The organism is Rhizobium sp. CB3060 (genome assembly GCF_025200735.1).
In the GTDB taxonomy this organism is placed as follows: domain Bacteria; phylum Pseudomonadota; class Alphaproteobacteria; order Rhizobiales; family Rhizobiaceae; genus Rhizobium.
Genome location: NZ_CP104159.1, coordinates 100687 through 118279 on the forward strand (window position 1 = coordinate 100687; position 17593 = coordinate 118279).

The following is a 17593-nucleotide window of genomic DNA, read 5'->3' on the forward strand; positions in this document are numbered from 1 at the left end:
ATGACGACTTACGATTATATCATCGTCGGTGGCGGCTCTTCGGGCTGCGTGCTGGCAAATCGGCTTTCGGAAAATCCGGCGCATAAGGTGCTGCTGATCGAGTCCGGGCGTAGGGATTCCGATCCCTGGATCCATATCCCCGCGACCTTCTTCAAGGTGCTGGGCAAGGGCATCGATATTCATCCCTATGCCTCGAACCCTGACAAGGGTTTGAATGGCCGGCCGAGCATCGTGCCGCAAGGCAATGTGCTGGGTGGCGGCAGCTCGGTGAATGCGATGATCTATATTCGCGGCCATCGCAACGACTACGATACCTGGTCGCAGATGGGCTGCCAGGGCTGGTCCTACGAGGATGTGCTTCCGGCCTTCCGCTCGCTGGAAAACAACGAGCGGCTGAACGGCGAGTTCCATGGCAGAAAGGGGTCGCTGCGCGTCTCCGATCCTCGCCACCGCCATCCGCTAAGCGAGGCCTTCGTCAAGGCGGCGACTGAGATCGGCATTCCTCATAATAACGATTTCAACGGCGCGGATCAGGCCGGCGTCGGCTTCTACCAAAGCACGACCTATGGCGGCCGACGCTGGAGTTCGGCCCAAGCCTTCCTACGCGAGGCGGAGAAGCGGCCGAACCTGACCGTGCTGACGGAGCGCAAGGTCGCCCGCATCCTGTTCGAGGGGCAGAAGGCCGTCGGCGTCGAGCTGCTCGACGGTACGATATTCAAGGCATCCTGCGAGATCGCGCTCACCGCCGGCGCCATCGCAACGCCGAAGATCCTGCAATTGTCCGGCATCGGCGATGGCGGGCATCTCTCCTCACTCGGCATCAAGGTCGTGGCGGACCTGCCCGGTGTAGGGAGCAATTATCAGGATCATCTGGAAGTTCCGGTGCAGGGTGAGACGCGGGAGCCGATTTCGATCCTCGGTCATGACAAGGGCCTTCGGGCTGCCGGTCACATGCTGCGCTATCTGACCTCGCATCGTGGGCTGTTGTCGTCGAACGTCGTCGAGTGCGGCGGTTTCGTCGACACCGCCGGCACGGGGCAGCCGGATGTGCAGTTCCACGTTCTGCCGGTCCTGATCGGCTTCGTCGACCGCGATCCGGAGCCAGGTCACGGCCTCAGCATCGGACCATGTTATCTGCGGCCGCGCTCGCGCGGTTGGATACGGCTGAAGAGCGTCAATCCGAACGAGCAGACGGATTTCAACGCCAATCTGCTTTCCGATCCCGCCGATCTTGAAACTTTGGTGCGCGGTGTCGAAACGGCGATCCGCATTCTCGATGCGCCGGCCCTAGCCAAGCTGGTCAAGCGCCGGGTGCTGCCGAAGCCGGGGGTCGAGAAGGATCCCGAAGCACTGCGCGGTTACATCCGTCAATCCTGCAAGACCGTGTTCCATCCGGCTGGAACGGCGCGCATGGGCCGGGCGGACGATCGCATGGCCGTTGTCGGGCCGGACCTAAAGGTGCGTGGGATCGAGGGGCTGCGCGTCTGTGATGCCTCGGTCATGCCGACCCTTGTGTCGGGCAACACCAATGCCCCGACGATGATGATCGCGGCAAAGGCTGCTGCCTTCATGACAGGAAAGGCGATTTCCGGCTGAGCCGGAAATTGGGGAAGCAAAGAGCCCGTGGGGAGCGGGACAACAAACTGGAGGAGACAATGCGTATCAATCTGAGAGGGCTGGCAATCGGCCTTTTGCTGACGCTGGTTTCTGCGTTCAGCGCACATGCGGCCGCATCCTGCGGCGATAATAGCGGCAAGCCGGCAACGGGCGAGCCGATCGTCATCGGTGCCATTACCGGCAAGACCGGACCCGACGATTTTTCCAATTCCACCAAGGCGGCAAAGGCCTATTTCGATTGCCTGAACGCCAATGGCGGCATCAAGGGCCGACCGGTTAAATATCTGGTCGAGGACGATCAGTGGAACCCGGAGATCTCCGCGCAACTGGCGGCAAAGCTCGTCAACGACCAGAAGGCCGTGCTGATGGTCGGCAATTCCAGCTATGTCGAGTGCGGTGCGAACGCCGATTTCTACAAGAAGTCGGGCATTCTTGTCGTCGCCGGCGTCGGTGTGCCGCGTGAGTGCTATTTTGCTGAAAATTATGCGCCGACCAATGCCGGACCGCGCGTCTCGATGCTCGGCGCGATGGGCTATGCGCTCGACAAGCTGAATGCCAAGTCGGTCGTCTGCATCGGCCCGAACATTCCGAATGTCGGCACCTGGTCCTGCGACGGCGTGATGCTGCTCGCCAAGGAAAAGGGTTTTGCCGCGCAGACGATCCTGATGGATCCGGGCTCGGCCGACGCCACGTCGATCATCCTGCAGGCGGCTTCGAGCAAGCCTGATGTCATCGTGCTCGGCCTGTCGAAGGGCGTGACCGTGCCGCTGCTGACGGCTGCCGAAGAGCAGGGCCTCAACCAGACGATCACCTTCCTCAGCGCCGCCTCTGCCTATGATCTTTCGGTTCCATCGACCATCGGCTCGGGTTGGGACGGCAAGTTTTATGTCAACATGGAATTCAATGATCTCGAGGCAACGACGCCGGACAATCAGAACTGGCTCGCCGTCATGGACCAGTACGGCCAGAAGTCGGACCCACGCGACACCTTTGCCCAGGCCGGTTATCTGGCGGCGCGCATCGCCGAAACGGCGCTGATGACGCTCGATCCAGGCAAGATCGATCGCGAGACCGCCTCTGCCGCCGTGCGCCGGATCAAGGACTTCAAGAGCGATATCTTCTGCGCTCTCTGGTACTTCGGTGATGGCCAGCCGCGCCACAACGCCAATTCGACGACGCGCATGGCCGTCGCCGAGGGCGGAAAGTGGAAGGTCGTCTCCGATTGCGCTCCGTCGCCTGATCCGGAGCTGAAGGACATCCGCGCCTTCGAAAAGTCCGCCGGCATCAACTGAGCCCTGACGCTTGCCATCGGTTCCGCGGCAAAACCGCGGGGCCGAACGACCCGAAAGGATCGATTCAATGAACCTTCTACCCTTCGTCATTTCCGGGCTGGGCATTGGCGCTGTCTATGCGCTGTCCGGCGTCGGGCTTGTCGTCCTGTTTCGAGCGACCGGCGTACTCAACTTCGCATTCGGTGCCGTCGGCGCAATCGGTGCGCATTGCGCCTGGCAATTGCTGGAGTGGAAGATGCCGCTCGCCATTGCCATCCTCGCCGCCGTTGCCGTCTCGACGGCGATCAGCTTTCTCTATGGCCGGATATTCGCGCCCATGCTGTCGCATCGCGATATCGTCGTGCGCGCCGTCGGCACCTTGGCGCCCGCGCTGATCCTGATCGCGATTATGGGCGTCATCTGGGGAGAGTTGCCGCGTCGCCTGCAGTTTCCGACCGACCAGATGTTCGTGTCGCTTTTCGCTGTGCGCCTCACCTTCACGCGCATCATCGCCATCATCCTCGCCGTCGTCATGGTCGTTGCCATTACGCTGCTTTTGACCCGCACGCGCTTGGGCCTCGATATGCGCGCGCTTGCCAATGATCGCGATCTCAGCGCCATTCTCGGCGTGCGCATCCTTTACACGGAGACCGCGGCCTGGATCATGACCGGCATCTTCTCGGGCTTTGCTGGCCTGTTGCTGGCCGATCTCGTCCGGCTGCAGGGAACCTTTCTGACTTTGCTGGTCATACCTGCAATCGCGGCTGCGATCCTCGGCCAGTTGCAGTCGCTGTGGCAAACGGCCGTTGCTGGCATTCTGATCGGCATCGCCGAAGCCGTGCTGACGCCGATCGCCTGGATATCGCCCTATCGCGCAGCGGCACCGTTTGTCATCGCGCTTATCGCAGTCACCATCCTGGGAGGCACCGCGAAAGTCGCGTTGAAGGACCGATGAGCATTCAGCAGCAAACAATCGACCCAACCGCCGAAGGCATATCGATGGTGCGCCTGCCCAAGCAGCTTCTTCATGTGCCCTTGACGATGTTGGCCCTTTCGATCCTCGTCGCCTGCCTTGCCAATTCCTTCTGGCTGTCCGCCGCAACCTCTGCCATCGCACTCTCGCTCTCGGTTGCCGGGCTCGCTATTCTTTATGGTCAGCTTGGTCTTGTCTCCCTTTGCCAATTCGCGCTTGTCGGTGTCGGCGGCTGGGTGACGCTTCGCGTCGGGCACGCTTTTCATCCGCCCTTCGAATTGAGCCTGCTTGCGGGCGGTGTCGTCGCTTCGGTGGTGGGACTGGCATTCGGTGTGCCGGCACTGCGCCTGCGTGGCCTCTATCTCGCGCTCGTGACGCTGATGCTGGCCGGCGCCTTCCAGATCGTCATCAGTGCCTGGGGCTTCCCCGATGGCGGCCTCGGTTTCCTGGGCCGGGCGGATGGTTCTGGCCGCGCGATGCTGGCAAGGCCGGCAATCGCCGATGGAGAAGTCTCCTATTTCCTCTATGTCTGTGCGGTAGCGGCAATCGGCCTTTTGATCGCGCAGTGGCATAAGCTCGCCCGTCCCGGCCGCGCTTGGGCGCTTATCCGCAAGGGCGAGACGGTTGCTGTTGCAAGCGGCGTCAATGTGCTGATCTACAAGGCCTGGGCATTCGCATTGGGCGGCTTTCTCGCCGGCCTTGCTGGCGGTTTGCTGGCGGGCAATGTCGGTCAGCTCGACGGGCGCGCCTTCGGCGCCTTCGAAAGCCTCAATCTCTTCGCCCTTGCCATCGTCGGCGGTGTCTTCAATTGGTACGGCGCCGTCATTGCGGGCCTGCTGCTGCGTGCCGTGCCGGCGTTGCTCACCGATCTCGGCATTGACGGCTATGTCACGATCGGGATCTTCGGCGTCGCCCTGTTCCATGCGCTGGCGACCGCGCCGACAGGCATTGCCGGTCAGATATCGGTTCTCATTGCCCGGCTGAATGCCGCTCTTTTCCGGGGGAGGGCAGGATGATCAAGATCGACAATCTCATCGTCCAATTCGGTGGTATCAGGCCGATCAATGAACTCAGCGCCATGCTGACGGCCCCTGTCGCCGGCCTCATCGGCCCGAATGGTGCGGGCAAGACGACGTTGCTCAACGTACTCTCCGGGTTCGTGAAACCCATCCACGGCACAGTCTCGCTTGGCGAGCGGGCGTTGCTGCCGCTGACGCCACTGCAGCGGGTGCGTGCCGGCTTGCGCCGTTCATTCCAGACGGAGCAGGTGGTTGAGGATCTGACAGTTGCCGGTAACATCGCCGCAATCGCCGATCATGTCGTTAGCACCGGGTATCATGCCCGTGCGATCGACCAGGCTCTTACCTTTGTCGGCCTAACGGATGTTGCCGATCGGCTCGGCCAATCCCTCAATCTTTTCCAGCGCCGCCTCGTCGAGCTGGCAAAATGCGTGGTCGGCGAGCCGAAACTCATTCTGCTCGATGAACCGGCCGCGGGTCTGACAGAAGAGGAAGGCAAGGCCTTTCGCGAAATGGTGCTGCGCATTCCGGCGGAGTTCCGGGCGCAGGTGCTGATCATCGACCATGACGTCGATCTCATCCGGTCCATGTGCGGCGAAACCATGGTGCTCGATTACGGCAAGCTCCTGGCGCTCGGCCCAACGCAGGCCGTGCTGGCCGATCCGAACGTGCGGCGCGCCTATCTGGGGGAATTCTGACATGGGCATCGCATCCGAAGTCAGCGTCGAAAATCTCGTCGTCGAGCGCGGCGGCAAGCGCGTCATTCATGACGTTTCCTTTTCGGTCGCGGCCGGGAAGATCACGACGTTGCTCGGCGCCAACGGGTCCGGCAAGTCGAGCACGGTCATGGCCATGGCGGGCGTCCTGCCGCGTGGCGGTTCCGTGCGCCTGGGCATCACAGCGTTCGAAGGGTTTTCGCCCGACCGCATTCGCCGGGCTGGTCTTGCGCTCGTGCCGGAAGGGCATCGCGTGCTCGGGCAGCTTTCCGTCGAAGATAATATTCTCGTCGCGGCGCTTGAGGGATCAGCTGCTGCGCGGCGGGAAGGTCTGGCGCATGCCTATGAGATTTTTCCGGAACTTTCGGAGCGGCGGCGCCAGTCGGCGTCGGATCTTTCCGGCGGTCAGAAGCAGATGGTGGCCATGGCGCAGGCCTTTATTGCCAAGCCGCGTTTCATGATCGTCGACGAACTATCGCTCGGCCTGGCGCCGGCCGTCGTCAAGCGGCTGGCCGAGGCGCTGAAAATCGCCGCCCACCGCGGCATCGGCGTCCTGCTGATCGAGCAGTTTGCCAATCTCGCGCTCGATCTGGCCGATCAGGCTCTTGTTTTGGAGCGCGGGCGCCTCGTCTTTTCGGGCACCGCCGCGACGCTCAAGGCCCAGCCGGACATTCTGCATGGCGCTTATCTGGCAAGCTGAAGCGACGAAAATATTTCGCCTTTTTGAGGACAGCAATCATGGCCGCAGCACTTCATCGGCATGTCGACAGCGCCAGCGGTCGAGCGTTTGCGGGGCTGGCACGCAATCTCTTCGGCAATGTCCGGCTCGATTTCGGCACCGCAGATGAAGAAAAGAGCCGGCTGATCTCGGCCATGTTGGGCACTTGCCGGCTGACACGGCTGGAGGCGGATCGGCATGTCGTGTTCGGCGATTGTGTGATGGCGGCACCTGATAATCCTGACGCGATCAAGCTGATCGTGCAGACGGAAGGCAGCGCCTCGCTCGCACAGGGCGGATTGCATGCCCCGGTCTCGCGGAATGCGCTTGTCATCTACGACCCCAGCCGCCCCTATATGCTGACGAACAGCACGCCGGTTCGCCAATTGCTGTTGCAATTGCCGCGCCACGCGCTGCCCCATGCGGCCGTGGAACGATTGGCACAGCCTTTCACTGTCCATGCCGAGCAAGACGGCATGTGCCGAATTTTGCTCGCGCTCATGGACTCGACCTTCCATGAGATCGATCATCTTGACGAGGCTCGGCGTTCGAGTGTCGGCCAGACCATGATCGAGCTCGTGCGCACCATGATTGGCGCCGATCAGCAACAGGCTAGGCCGGTTGCCAATCCGCTGGGTGTGCTGCTGCAGCGGATCAAGGATTTCATCGATATCAATCTCGAATGGCCGGATCTGACGGTAACGATGATCGCGCGCCGCATGGGCTGCTCGGTACGTTACGTCTACCGTGCATTCGAGGTCGAGTGCCTGACTCCTTCGGATTACATCTGGGATCTGCGCGTGCAGAAAGCTGCGGCACAGTTGCAGGACGCCGACGGCTATGCCGGAGAAATATCCGAGATTGCCTTTGCTCTCGGCTTTTCCTCCAGCGCGCATTTTTCGCGCGCGTTCCGCCATCGCTACGGTGTTTCGCCGTCACAATGGCGCAAGGCCAGGATGTCCTAGACGGATAAGGTGGCCCGGCCAAAGCCGAGCCACCTTGTTCCTCATCGCATGGATTCGGCCACTCTCAGCGTATCCGTGAACTGCTCGAAACGCCGGATCTTGCCTCCCACCACGCCCCAGACATGCACGACACGGGCTTTGAAGGCCTTTCCGGTCTGCTTGTTCGTGCCGCTATAACCTCCGACGGCAACGACCTCGTCACCGGCGTCGAGAAGACGTTCGAGCGTGAAGGTGTATCCGTCGAAGGTCTGCCCGAGCGCCTGAAAGACGTTCTTGAAGATTTCCTGTGGGCCGACATAGGTGCCGGCGCAGGGAAAGCCATCCATCTCCGTCCAGCGGCAATCGGAGGCGATGTCGGCGAGCATGCCATCCACGTCGCGGCGGTCGTTGGCGTCGTAATGCGCCTTTACGATATCGAATGCTTTGCGCATGGCGTCCTCACACAGGTTCTTGGCCGGGCAGGTAATAGGTCATCGACGCCTTGCGAATGAAGGCGCCGGCCGGGCTGTTCTGGATGCGGCCGTCGCCGGTAATGCCAAGGAATTTGCCTGTGGAACGCATATCATTGAAATTATAGAAGAAAGTGGATGCGACCGCGATCTTGAATTCGCGGAAAGTGAAGATGTAGAGGTTGTCGTCGAACTTGTAGGTGGTGGTCAGGTCGACATCGCCGTGGCCGCGCTGCACGCCGACGAGGCATTGCCAGGCATAGCGCTGAGACGAGAGATAGGTGTGCTCGTAGACGTGGTTGGGACTGTAGGTGAAATGTGCCCTCAGCCCGATCAGATCGCGGCTCTCATGCGGCACCGGCCCGCTCGCCGCACCGCCCTCGATGACACCGGGTCGGAAGATCTGCGCGACCTGCGGCTCGCCGACAGAATCCTGGAGATCGCGAACGATGGAGTAGATGGAAAGCGCGCGGCGCGTTTCAGTGTTGAGGATCAGCGTCTCGGCCTCCTTGGGGCGACCGGCAAAGATGATCTCGACGAAATAGGTCTTCGGCGCGACTTCGATCACCTCAGATAGATCGGTGCCACCGTCCTTGCCGTCGGACCATTTGACTTCACTCTTGGCGAAGGCAAGCTCCAGCGTGCGGCCGTCGTCGAACGAGATCCTGTGCGACGAGCCGGTCAGAGCTTCCGTTGCAGGCAGACGGTTCGTATCGATGCCATAGGCGAATTCGTCGTAGGTTTTCCAGTCCTTGGGATTCTGGTTCATCAGTGTCTCCTCCCTGTTATTTTGCAAATGCCAAGGTCGGCAGGTCGACCGTGCCGGCGCCGCCGTCGACGGTCAGGACCGCCCCATTGATCATCGATGCTTCGCACGAAGCCAGGAAGCAGACGGCATTGGCGACGTCTTCTGCCGTTGCCGGTCGGCCAAGCGGTACGTCCTTGGTGACGAGCGCGTAGGCCTCCTCGATGCTGCTCAGCTTGTATTTCTCGACGATGAATTCCATCTGCTCGTCGGCCATGGCTGTCGTGACCCAGCCGGGGCACACGCTGTTGGTGCGCACGCCCTTGCGGCCATAGTCGCGGGCCAGAGATTTCGCGAGGCCGATGCAGCCATGCTTCATGGTGACGTAGCCCGCCGCATCCGGCCCGGCGAAGAGCCCCGCAATCGAGGCGAGAACGACGATGTTGCCTCGCCTCCTGATGAGATGCGGCAGGGATTCACGGGCACTGACGAAGGCGGTGTTGAGATTGAGGCGGACGGCGAGGTCCCATGTTTCGTCCGACATGCTGACCGTCGGCCCAACGCCGTGACCGCCGGCATTGGCAATGAGGATATCGAGGCCTCCGAAGGTTTCTACGACCTTTTCGACAGCGGCTTGCATGGCGGCGCTATCGGCCGCATCGGCCGTGACGACGGCAGCGCCGATCTCTTCGGCAACGGCGCGAAGCGGTTCAGGGCGGCGCCCGACGAGCGCGACGTTGCCGCCTTCCTGCCGGATGCGGCGCGCGACCGCCGCTCCGATGCCCGTACCGCCGCCGGTGATCAAGGCGGTCTTGTTCTTGAAACGCATGTTTCCTCCTCCTGGCTTTCCGGATCATGATGACCGATGTGTCTGGAGGCGTCGCGTCCATCTCTGCAGTCCGTTTTGACTGAGCGTGCACAATGCAGCCCGCGCGGGGAATTCCCACGATTGGAAGCAGCCAAACGTGCAATGTCCGAGGAGGTTCGGGAAATCAGTAGACTTTTGCGTCCGCCGGCGGCTTGGCGGCATCCGCCTTCTTGAAGTCGTCGAGGAGCTTGGTGGTTGCGTTGGCAAGCAGGGTGACGTCGTTGCCGATCGCGACGAAGGTCGCGCCAAGTTCGAGATAGCGTTTCGCAAGCGAGAGGTCGCCGATCAGAATGCCGGCCGCCTTGCCGTGCGACTGGATCTTCGCAAGCGCCTTTTCGACTTCTGCCTGCACTTCAGGTGCGCCCGGCTTGCCGAGATAGCCCATATCAGCGGCGAGATCGGCGGGGCCGATGAAGATTCCATCGACGCCCTCGGTCGAGGCGATGTCATCGAGCGCGGCAAGCCCGGCGCGGTTTTCCACCTGCAGGAGCAGACAGATCTCGTCATTCGCCGTCGGCAGATAGTCCGGAATACGGTTAAAGGCGGAGGCACGGGCAAGCGCTGCACCGACGCCGCGCACGCCATGCGGCGGATATCGCACTGCCCTGACCATGGTCTCGGCCATCTCCTTGCTGTCGACCATCGGGATCAGCAGGGTCTGAGCGCCGATATCGAGCATCTGCTTGATGATCCAGGTCTCGCCGATCGGCGGGCGGATCACCGCATGGCTGGCAGTGCCCTTCATCGCCTGCAATTGCGAGACGAGAAGCGGCACATCATTCGGCGCATGCTCGGCGTCGAGCAGCAGCCAGTCGTATCCGGCGCCGGCGCAGATCTCGACGGTGTAGGCATTGGCAAGCGCCTGCCAGAGACCGATCTGCGCCCGCCCTTCCTTCAGGGCCTGTTTAAAAAGATTCTTGGGCGCCGGCATGCTTCACTCCTTCACGCAAAGAACAGGCTGACCGACCCGTAGGGACCGAAATCGGCATTGATCGTGTCGCCGTGCCGCGCCTCGATCGGGCGAATGAAAGAGCCGGCAAGCACGATCTGGCCGGCCTCGATGCCATCGCCATATTGCGACAGTCGATTGGCAAGCCAAGCGATGCCGCGTGCAGGCTGGTTAAGCACGCCGGCGCCAAGGCCGGTCTCTTCGACCTCGGCATTGCGGCTGACGATCGCGCCCATCCAGCGCATGTCGATCTCGCCAGGCCGCACGGCGCGGCCGCCGGTGACGATGCCGGCATTGGCAGCATTGTCGGAGATGGTGTCGACGATGGTGCGCGCTTTCTTCGTCTCCGGATCGACCCGGAGGATACGGGTATCCAGGATTTCGAGGGCAGGCGTCACGTAGTCGGTAGCGTTGAGCACATCGAAGATCGAGATATCAGGCCCCTTGAGCGGCGCCTTCATCACGAAGGCGATCTCGGCCTCGATGCGCGGCTGGATGAAGCGATCGGCCGGTACGGTCGCACCATCCTCGAACACCATGTCGTCGAAGAGCACGCCAGAATCGGGAATGTTGATGTTGAGGGCATATTGCATCGCCTTCGATGTCAGCCCGATCTTCCAGCCGATCGGCTTGCGGCCGCTCGCAATCTTCTTCTGCACCCAGGCGCTCTGGACGGCATAGGAGTCGTCCATAGTCATCTCTGGGTGTTTCAGCGAGAGAAGTCCGGTCTGGACACGGGTCCGCTCTGCCTGATCGAGGCTTTCGGCGGCTGCCTGGATTTCTTCATGCGACAGCATCAGAGCACCTCGTCGGCGATGGTGTTTTTCAGGATGCCAATGCCATCGGCTTCGACTTCGACGACATCGCCGGGTTTCAGCCAGATCGGCGGATCGAAGCGGGCGCCGGCGCCCGTCGGCGTGCCCGTGACGATGACGTCGCCGGGGACGAGCGTGGTGAAGGTGGAGATGTAGTTGATGATCTTGCGGAAGGAGAAGATCATCCGGCTCGTGCGGTCGCTCTGGCGCACTTCGCCATTGACGCGGGTCTTAAGCTCGATGTCTTCAAGCTGTGCTGCATCGGTGAAGGGGATCAGCCAAGGCCCGATCGCGCCGGTGCGATCGAAGTTCTTGCCCTGGGTGACGTTGAATTTCGCATGGCGCACCCAGTCGCGGATCGTGCCCTCATTGCAGAGCGACAGGGCCGCGATATGGGAGAAGGCGTCGGCTTCGGCGATCCGGCGACCACCCTTGCCGATGACGATGACGATCTCGCCTTCATAGTCTAGCTGCGGGCTTTCCGGCGGTCGGATCAAGGGCTGATCGTGCCCAGTGAACGACCGCGGAAAGCGGATGAAGAGGGAAGGGTTGGAAGGGGCTGCCTGCCCATCCTTGTATTCCTCGTTGCGGTCGGGGAAGTTGACCCCGACGCAAATGATCTTTTCCGGCGACGGAATGGGAATTTCGAAGCGGATGTCGTCGAACGCGAAATCCGGCTTCAGCGCTTTGGCTTCCTCGGCGAGTTGAGCGAGGCGACCGGCCTCGATAACTTCGCGGAGCGTCGGCCATGTTGCGCCATGGCGGGCAGAGAGGTCGACGACACCATCGGTCTTGACGAGACCATATTTCAAGGTGCCGTGGTGAGAAAAGCTGGCGAGGCGGGGCCGTTCGGTCAAAATGGTCTCCTATGTCAAACTGCGGGCAATCTCGGTGATCACCGTGAAGGCCATGTCGGCGTCATCGCGGGTCATCTCGAACTGGCCTGCCTGGAAGCGAATAGCGATACGCCCGTCGACGCGTGTTTGCGTGAGATAGATGCGGCCATCGTCGTTGATGGCGTTGACCAGCGCAATATTGTGCCGGTCGACGTCCTCACCGCCTTTGTGGCGGAAGGAGAAGAGCGAGAGCACCGGTTCGCTAACGAGTTCGAAATCCGGTTCGGCGGCAAGTCGTTTTGCCAGTTCTTCCGACCAGGCCACATGGTTGCGGATCATTGTGCGCAGCCCTTCAAGCCCGTGATAGCGCATGAGAAACCAGAGTTTCAGCGCGCGAAAACGACGGCCGAGCGGCACGGACCATTCGGAGTAGTCGATGATGCCGTCATGACCATGCGTCTTCAGGTATTCCGGCTGAATGGCGAGCGTGCGTACCTGGTCTTCCGGGCTGCGGATGAACTGTACCGAGCAATCGAAATTGGCACCGAGCCATTTGTGAGGGTTGAAGACGATGGAGTCCGCAGCCTCGACACCATCCCAAAGCCGACGGAACTCCGGGCAAATCATCGCGGAGCCGGCCCAGGCGGCGTCGACATGCAGGTAGAGCCCGTGCGCCTTCACGACTTCCGCAACGGCGCGGATCGGGTCGCAGGCGCCGATAGAGGTACCGCCCGTGCAGGCGATGACGCCGGCCGGAATATGGCCGGCGGCAAGGTCGGCCTTAATCGCGGCATCGAGCGCTTCAGGGTCCATGCCATTGAGCAGGCCTTTGGTGGGGATGCGCACGAGATTTGCCTCGCCGATGCCCGCTATCCAGATCGCCCGGTCAATGGAGGTGTGCACCTGTTTGGAGGCATAGACGCGTACGGCCTTGTGCGCTGAAAGCCCGTCGCTGTTGCCCTTCCAGCCGAGAGCTTTTTCGCGCATCACCAGTACGGCTGCGAGCGTCGCAGTTGAGGCGGAATCCTGGATGACACCGGCAAAACCATCCGGAAGTCCCATAGCTTGTCGCAGCCAGTCGACCACGCGAGTTTCAAGCTCCGTCGCCGCCGGCGATGTCTGCCACAGCATGCACTGCGCGGCGATGGAGGTGACGAGATAGTCTGCGATTACCGAGACTGGTGCGGCATTTGCCGGGAAATAGGCGAAGAAGCGAGGATGCTGCCAGTGCGTCAGGCCATCCGGAATGATGCGCTCGAAATCGGCAAAGATCGCCTCCATGGCCTCGCCCGCTTCCGGTGCCGCATCAGCGATTTGCCGCGCGATGTCGCCAGGCTTCGTCCGCGCCCGTACAGGCCGCTCGCGCAGGCCCGCGCGATAATCGGTGCCCCAGTCGGCGACTTTTCGAGACCAATGACGGAATTCTTCGCTGTCCATATATCATTCCCTATTTGGTACTGCGTTGTCTCGGCGCTGTGCCATCCCCTGCGCAATGTTCCACGGCGAACAGCCGGCTCTTTCAAATTGCTGCAGCCTCGCCTTGAGACTAAAGCTGGGATGGGTCATGCTTATCTCGGGCCTTCCTTGGCCTCAGACGACGCCGCCGAGGCAGACATATTTGATTTCGGTGAACTCCTCGATGCCGTAGCGCGATCCCTCGCGGCCGAGACCGGAGAGTTTGACGCCGCCGAATGGCGCTTCGGCCGTCGAGATCAGGCCGGTATTGACGCCGACCATGCCGTATTCGAGCGCTTCTGCGACGCGGAAGACGCGGGCGAGGTCCTTGGCATAGAAATAGGAGGCAAGACCGAATTCGGTGTCGTTGGCCTGGGCAATGACATCGGCCTCATCCTTGAAGCGGAAGAGCGGAGCCACCGGTCCGAAGGTCTCTTCCTTGGCGACAGCCATCGCCGGTGTGACATTGGCAAGTACGGTTGCCTCATAAAAGCGTCCGCCGAGCGGATGGCGATGACCGCCGGCAACGACGCGGCCGCCCTTGGAAAGCGCATCGGCAACATGTTCCTCGACCTTGGCAAGGGCTGCTTCGTCGATCAGCGGGCCGAGATTGATGCCTTCGTCGAAACCATTGCCGGTCTTCAGCGCGCCGACCGCTTTGGAGAGCTTTTCGGCAAAGGCATCGTAGACGCCGTCCTGCACATAAAGACGGTTGGCGCAGACGCAGGTCTGGCCGTTGTTGCGGAACTTGGCGATCAACGCGCCTTCGACGGCCGCATCGAGATCGGCATCGTCAAACACGATGAAGGGCGCATTGCCGCCGAGTTCCAGCCCGAGTTTCTTGATGGTCGGCGCGCTCTGCCTGTAGAGCTCGGCGCCGACTTCGGTCGAGCCGGTGAAGGTGAGCTTGCGCACGACCGGGCTTGCGGTCATCTCGCCGCCGATGGCGCGGGCCGAGCCGGTCAATACACTGAACAAGCCCTTGGGCAGACCGGCGCGTTCGGCAAGGACCGCAATCGCAATCGCCGAAAACGGCGTCTGCGAGGCGGGCTTCAACACCATGGCGCAGCCGGCGGCAAAGGCAGGACCGGCCTTGCGGGTGATCATCGCATTCGGGAAGTTCCAGGGGGTGATCGCGGCAACGACGCCGATCGGCTGCTTCATCACCAGAATGCGCTTGTCCTTCTGGTGGCCGGGAATGATGTCGCCATAGACGCGGCGGGCTTCTTCGGCAAACCATTCGATGAAGCTGGCGCCATAGGCGATCTCGCCCTTGGCCTCGGGGAGCGGCTTGCCCTGTTCGGCCGTCAGGATGCGGCCGAGATCATCCTGGTTTTCCATCATCAGCTCGAACCAGCGCTTGAGGATGCTGGAGCGTTCCTTGGCGGTGCGGGCGGCCCATTCCTTCTGGGCAGCTTCGGCCGCGGCAATCGCCTTTTTGGTCTCGGCAGCGCCCAGATTGGGAACGCGGCCGATGATCTCGCCGGTCGCCGGATTGTCGACCTTGATTGCGTTGTCCCCTGCCTCGATCCAGTCGCCACCAACCAATGCGGCCTGCCGGAACAATGTTGCGTCTTTCAAATGCATGACGGCCTCCTCGCATCGCGAAGGTTGATGAGAAACGGACGTTTTCGCCCGCTCTCAAAGGTAACGCTTAGGGCGCGATAATCGGCTGTGCCTTCAAGTCAGGCTCGGTTACTTCAGCACCGGCGAACAGACTGCCATGTTCGAACCAGGATTTGGGAGCGGGTGCGCCCCACAGCGTCTGGCGCTGCGGATCCTTGAGGTCCCACTTGATCGGCTCCAGATCGGGATCGACGGTCTGATAGTCCGAGCAATAGATCTCGATGCGATGGCCGTCCGGATCGAGGATGTAGAGGAAGAAGGCGTTGGAAATGCCGTGACGTCCCGGACCGCGCTCGATATTGGCAACCCAGCCGGTGGTCGCCATCAGGTCGAGCAGGTCGATGATGTTCAGCGGCGTCGGCACCCAGAAGGCGGTGTGGTGCAGGCGCGGGCCACGGCCGTTGGTGAAAGCGATATCATGGACGCCGCCCTTGCGATGCGTCCAGGCCGCCCAGAGGCGGCCGGTTTCCTCATCCTCGGTATATTCGGTCACACGGAAGCCGAGTTCGTTATAGAAGGCGACGCTCTCGTCGACATTGGTCGAAAAGCAGTTGAAGTGGTCGATGCGCAGCGGCTTCACGCCCTTGTAGAGGGCATATTTCTGATGGATCGGCGGCAGGCGATCCATCTTCGAATAGAATTCGAGCGGGATGCCGTGGGGGTCGCGGGTGCGGAAGGTCCGCGCCTGGTAGGGACGCTCGACCCATTCGACCGGCAGGTCCTTGCCCTTGAAGAAATGCGCCGCCTTGTCGAGGTCCTCGTCGCCGAAGACCTTGAAGCCGAGATCGCGGGCTTCGGCCTTGTCGGATTTCTTGAGCACGATGCAGTGGTGGCCGCGTTCCTCCATTGCCCGCAGGTAAATCGTGTCGGAGGTCTCGTCCGTCACTTGCAGGCCGAGCGTGTCGACATAGAAGGCACGGGACTTGGCAAGATTGGTGACACCGAATTCAACATGGCTGAGGCGCACGATGTTGAAGGGCGGATAGAGATTGGGTTTCGGCAGGGGCATTTGTTCCTCCTCTTTATGCGTGTTGGCGGCTCAGCCGCCGAGTTTCTGGATGGCGTGCGGCTTGGTGGCGAAGGCGATGTTCTTGGTTTCCATGTAGAAATCGAAAGACCAGTCGCCGCCGTCGCGGCCGATGCCGGAGCTCTTGACCCCACCGAAGGGGGTCGGCAGGTGGCGCACATTTTCCGAATTCACCCAGATCATGCCGGCTTCGAGATGGTCGGTGAAACGGAAGGCGCGAGTGACGTCCGACGTCCAGAGATAGCCGGTCAGGCCATATTGGACGTCGTTGGCAAGGGCGAGCGCATCGGACTCATCCTTGAAGGGGATGGCGGTCAGCACCGGCCCGAAGATCTCTTCCTGGGCGATACGCATCTGGTTGTTGGCACCGGTGAACAGGGTGGGCGAGACGTAGCAACCGCCGCCCGGGCCGTTGAGTTTCTCGCCGCCGGCCGCAAGTGTTGCGCCTTCCGATCTGCCGATCTGGATATATTCCAGCACCTTCTGTTCATGCACGGGATGGATGAGCGGGCCAACGACCGTTTCTGGGTCCAGCGGATGGCCGACCTTGATGCGCTTGGCCTTCTCGGCGACGATCGCGGTGAACTTGTCGTAGACGCTGTCTTCGACCAGCAGGCGTGAGGAGGAGGTGCAGCGCTCGCCGTTCAGCGAATAGATCATGAAAACGGCGGCATCGGCTGCGCGCTCCAGATCGGCATCAGCAAAGACGATGACCGGGTTCTTGCCGCCGAGCTCGAAATGCACGCGCTTCAGCGTGTCGGCGCCCTGCTTCATGATCATCGAGCCGGTGCGGCTTTCGCCGACGAAGCCGATCGCCTTGATCAGCGGATGCTCCGTCAGTGCGCGACCGGCATCCTCGCCGAAGCCGTTGACGAGATTCCAGACACCCTTCGGCAGGCCGGCCTCTTCGGCGATTTCGACGAGCAGGCGGGCCGTCAGCGGCGAGAATTCGGCCGGCTTATGGACGATGGTGCAGCCGGCGGCGAGCGCCGGCGCGATCTTCCAGGTTGACAGCATAAAAGGTGTATTCCAGGGCGTGATGATGCCGACCGGGCCGATCGGCGTCCTAGTCGTCAGGTTGACCTGACTATCGGTACGCAGTGACTTGCCATCCCGGGCTTCTGGTGCGCGGTCGGCGAAAAAGCGGAAGTTCTCCGCGCCGCGCAAGGCGGCCTTGGCCATGAATTTCAGGGACTGCCCGGTATCCATGCATTCGACGAAGGCGATCTCCTCAGCACGGGCGACGATCGCGTCGGCAATCTTGTGCAGGAGCTTCTTGCGCGCATCGCCCGGCAGGGCAGCCCATTCGGCGAAGGCAGATCTCGCGGCCTTTGCGGCGCGGTCGATGTCGGCGGCCTTGCCGCGGGCAACGGTGGCGAGCGGCTTCAGATCGACGGGCGAGATGGTCTCGAAGGTAGAACCGTCATCACCCGGCACATCCTCGCCATTGATGCGGTTGAGTACGCCGCGATCCTTGAACCGGGCGAGAAAGCTTTCGGCCTTCGCGATGTTTTCCTGCAGTTTGGACATCGTCTATTCCTTTG

17 protein-coding genes are annotated in these 17593 nt (G+C 61.7%); 7 read left to right on the forward strand and 10 right to left on the reverse strand.

The features are described 5' to 3' along the window. The 7 genes from N2601_RS20040 to N2601_RS20070 all read left to right on the forward strand — a co-directional run bounded on the left by N2601_RS20040 (position 1) and on the right by N2601_RS20070 (position 7279). On the forward strand, positions 1–1596 hold the full coding sequence (locus N2601_RS20040) for a GMC family oxidoreductase (protein WP_104826025.1): 1596 nt from the start codon (positions 1–3) through the stop codon (positions 1594–1596). A 59-nt stretch (positions 1597–1655) separates the two neighbouring features. Then, positions 1656–2909: an ABC transporter substrate-binding protein gene (locus tag N2601_RS20045; RefSeq protein ID WP_260304605.1), complete on the forward strand. Its 1254-nt coding sequence runs from the start codon at positions 1656–1658 to the stop codon at positions 2907–2909. Between the two features lie 67 nt (positions 2910–2976). Beyond that, a complete protein-coding gene (locus N2601_RS20050; RefSeq protein WP_104826027.1) occupies positions 2977–3843 on the forward strand; it encodes a branched-chain amino acid ABC transporter permease in 867 nt (288 codons plus the stop codon). After that, positions 3840–4877: a branched-chain amino acid ABC transporter permease gene (locus N2601_RS20055; RefSeq protein ID WP_104826028.1), complete on the forward strand. Its 1038-nt coding sequence runs from the start codon at positions 3840–3842 to the stop codon at positions 4875–4877. Before N2601_RS20050 ends, N2601_RS20055 begins: the two co-directional genes overlap by 4 nt. Then, entirely contained in the window at positions 4874–5578 is a 705-nt protein-coding gene (locus N2601_RS20060; protein ID WP_104826029.1) for an ABC transporter ATP-binding protein, read from the forward strand. The genes N2601_RS20055 and N2601_RS20060 overlap by 4 nt, the downstream gene beginning before the upstream one ends. 1 nt (position 5579) lies before the next feature. Next, positions 5580–6296, forward strand: coding sequence for an ABC transporter ATP-binding protein (locus N2601_RS20065; RefSeq protein ID WP_104826030.1), 717 nt, complete (start codon positions 5580–5582; stop codon positions 6294–6296). A gap of 38 nt (positions 6297–6334) precedes the next feature. Continuing rightward, a complete protein-coding gene (locus N2601_RS20070; protein ID WP_104826031.1) occupies positions 6335–7279 on the forward strand; it encodes an AraC-like ligand-binding domain-containing protein in 945 nt (314 codons plus the stop codon). A 41-nt stretch (positions 7280–7320) separates the two neighbouring features. Here the strand turns inward: N2601_RS20070 and N2601_RS20075 are convergent, their stop codons facing one another. From N2601_RS20075 to hpaE, 10 genes are all read right to left on the reverse strand, one after another. Beyond that, positions 7321–7710 carry a nuclear transport factor 2 family protein gene (locus N2601_RS20075; protein ID WP_104826032.1) on the reverse strand — a complete coding sequence of 130 codons (390 nt, stop codon included), beginning with the start codon at positions 7708–7710 and terminating at the stop codon, positions 7321–7323. Positions 7711–7717: 7 nt separating this feature from the next. Next, entirely contained in the window at positions 7718–8497 is a 780-nt protein-coding gene (locus N2601_RS20080; RefSeq protein ID WP_104826033.1) for a MoaF C-terminal domain-containing protein, read from the reverse strand. Between the two features lie 16 nt (positions 8498–8513). Next, the gene (locus N2601_RS20085; protein ID WP_260304607.1) at positions 8514–9302 is read right to left on the reverse strand and encodes an SDR family NAD(P)-dependent oxidoreductase; all 789 of its coding nucleotides are present in this window, start codon (positions 9300–9302) and stop codon (positions 8514–8516) included. A gap of 163 nt (positions 9303–9465) precedes the next feature. After that, positions 9466–10272: a 4-hydroxy-2-oxoheptanedioate aldolase gene (gene hpaI, locus N2601_RS20090; RefSeq protein ID WP_104826035.1), complete on the reverse strand. Its 807-nt coding sequence runs from the start codon at positions 10270–10272 to the stop codon at positions 9466–9468. Positions 10273–10283: 11 nt separating this feature from the next. Continuing rightward, positions 10284–11087: a 2-oxo-hept-4-ene-1,7-dioate hydratase gene (gene hpaH / locus N2601_RS20095; RefSeq protein WP_104826036.1), complete on the reverse strand. Its 804-nt coding sequence runs from the start codon at positions 11085–11087 to the stop codon at positions 10284–10286. Next, positions 11087–11917, reverse strand: a complete 831-nt coding sequence (locus N2601_RS20100) for a fumarylacetoacetate hydrolase family protein (RefSeq protein ID WP_445945052.1) — start codon at positions 11915–11917, stop codon at positions 11087–11089. Before N2601_RS20100 ends, hpaH begins: the two co-directional genes overlap by 1 nt. Before the next feature lie 54 nt (positions 11918–11971). Then, a complete protein-coding gene (locus N2601_RS20105) occupies positions 11972–13378 on the reverse strand; it encodes a pyridoxal phosphate-dependent decarboxylase family protein (protein WP_260304608.1) in 1407 nt (468 codons plus the stop codon). A 153-nt stretch (positions 13379–13531) separates the two neighbouring features. Next, complete coding sequence (gabD, locus tag N2601_RS20110) at positions 13532–14983, reverse strand: NADP-dependent succinate-semialdehyde dehydrogenase (protein ID WP_260304609.1); 1452 nt, start codon at positions 14981–14983, stop codon at positions 13532–13534. 67 nt (positions 14984–15050) lie between these two features. Continuing rightward, the gene (gene hpaD, locus N2601_RS20115) at positions 15051–16031 is read right to left on the reverse strand and encodes a 3,4-dihydroxyphenylacetate 2,3-dioxygenase (protein WP_260304610.1); all 981 of its coding nucleotides are present in this window, start codon (positions 16029–16031) and stop codon (positions 15051–15053) included. A gap of 30 nt (positions 16032–16061) precedes the next feature. Further along, a complete protein-coding gene (hpaE, locus tag N2601_RS20120) occupies positions 16062–17579 on the reverse strand; it encodes a 5-carboxymethyl-2-hydroxymuconate semialdehyde dehydrogenase (RefSeq protein WP_260304611.1) in 1518 nt (505 codons plus the stop codon). Between the last annotated feature and the right edge of the window lie 14 nt (positions 17580–17593).

Excerpts from the sequence above, each read along its gene's own strand:
- N2601_RS20040 (WP_104826025.1), top strand. The coding sequence starts at position 1 with ATGACGACTTACGATTATATCATCGTCGGTGGCGGCTCTTCGGGCTGC.
- N2601_RS20080 (WP_104826033.1), bottom strand. The coding sequence starts at position 8,497 with ATGAACCAGAATCCCAAGGACTGGAAAACCTACGACGAATTCGCCTAT.
- N2601_RS20070 (WP_104826031.1), top strand. The coding sequence starts at position 6,335 with ATGGCCGCAGCACTTCATCGGCATGTCGACAGCGCCAGCGGTCGAGCG.
- N2601_RS20045 (WP_260304605.1), top strand. The coding sequence starts at position 1,656 with ATGCGTATCAATCTGAGAGGGCTGGCAATCGGCCTTTTGCTGACGCTG.
- gabD (WP_260304609.1), bottom strand. The coding sequence starts at position 14,983 with ATGCATTTGAAAGACGCAACATTGTTCCGGCAGGCCGCATTGGTTGGT.
- N2601_RS20085 (WP_260304607.1), bottom strand. The coding sequence starts at position 9,302 with ATGCGTTTCAAGAACAAGACCGCCTTGATCACCGGCGGCGGTACGGGC.
- hpaI (WP_104826035.1), bottom strand. The coding sequence starts at position 10,272 with ATGCCGGCGCCCAAGAATCTTTTTAAACAGGCCCTGAAGGAAGGGCGG.
- hpaD (WP_260304610.1), bottom strand. The coding sequence starts at position 16,031 with ATGCCCCTGCCGAAACCCAATCTCTATCCGCCCTTCAACATCGTGCGC.
- N2601_RS20060 (WP_104826029.1), top strand. The coding sequence starts at position 4,874 with ATGATCAAGATCGACAATCTCATCGTCCAATTCGGTGGTATCAGGCCG.
- N2601_RS20055 (WP_104826028.1), top strand. The coding sequence starts at position 3,840 with ATGAGCATTCAGCAGCAAACAATCGACCCAACCGCCGAAGGCATATCG.
- hpaH (WP_104826036.1), bottom strand. The coding sequence starts at position 11,087 with ATGCTGTCGCATGAAGAAATCCAGGCAGCCGCCGAAAGCCTCGATCAG.
- hpaE (WP_260304611.1), bottom strand. The coding sequence starts at position 17,579 with ATGTCCAAACTGCAGGAAAACATCGCGAAGGCCGAAAGCTTTCTCGCC.
- N2601_RS20075 (WP_104826032.1), bottom strand. The coding sequence starts at position 7,710 with ATGCGCAAAGCATTCGATATCGTAAAGGCGCATTACGACGCCAACGAC.
- N2601_RS20065 (WP_104826030.1), top strand. The coding sequence starts at position 5,580 with ATGGGCATCGCATCCGAAGTCAGCGTCGAAAATCTCGTCGTCGAGCGC.
- N2601_RS20105 (WP_260304608.1), bottom strand. The coding sequence starts at position 13,378 with ATGGACAGCGAAGAATTCCGTCATTGGTCTCGAAAAGTCGCCGACTGG.
- N2601_RS20050 (WP_104826027.1), top strand. The coding sequence starts at position 2,977 with ATGAACCTTCTACCCTTCGTCATTTCCGGGCTGGGCATTGGCGCTGTC.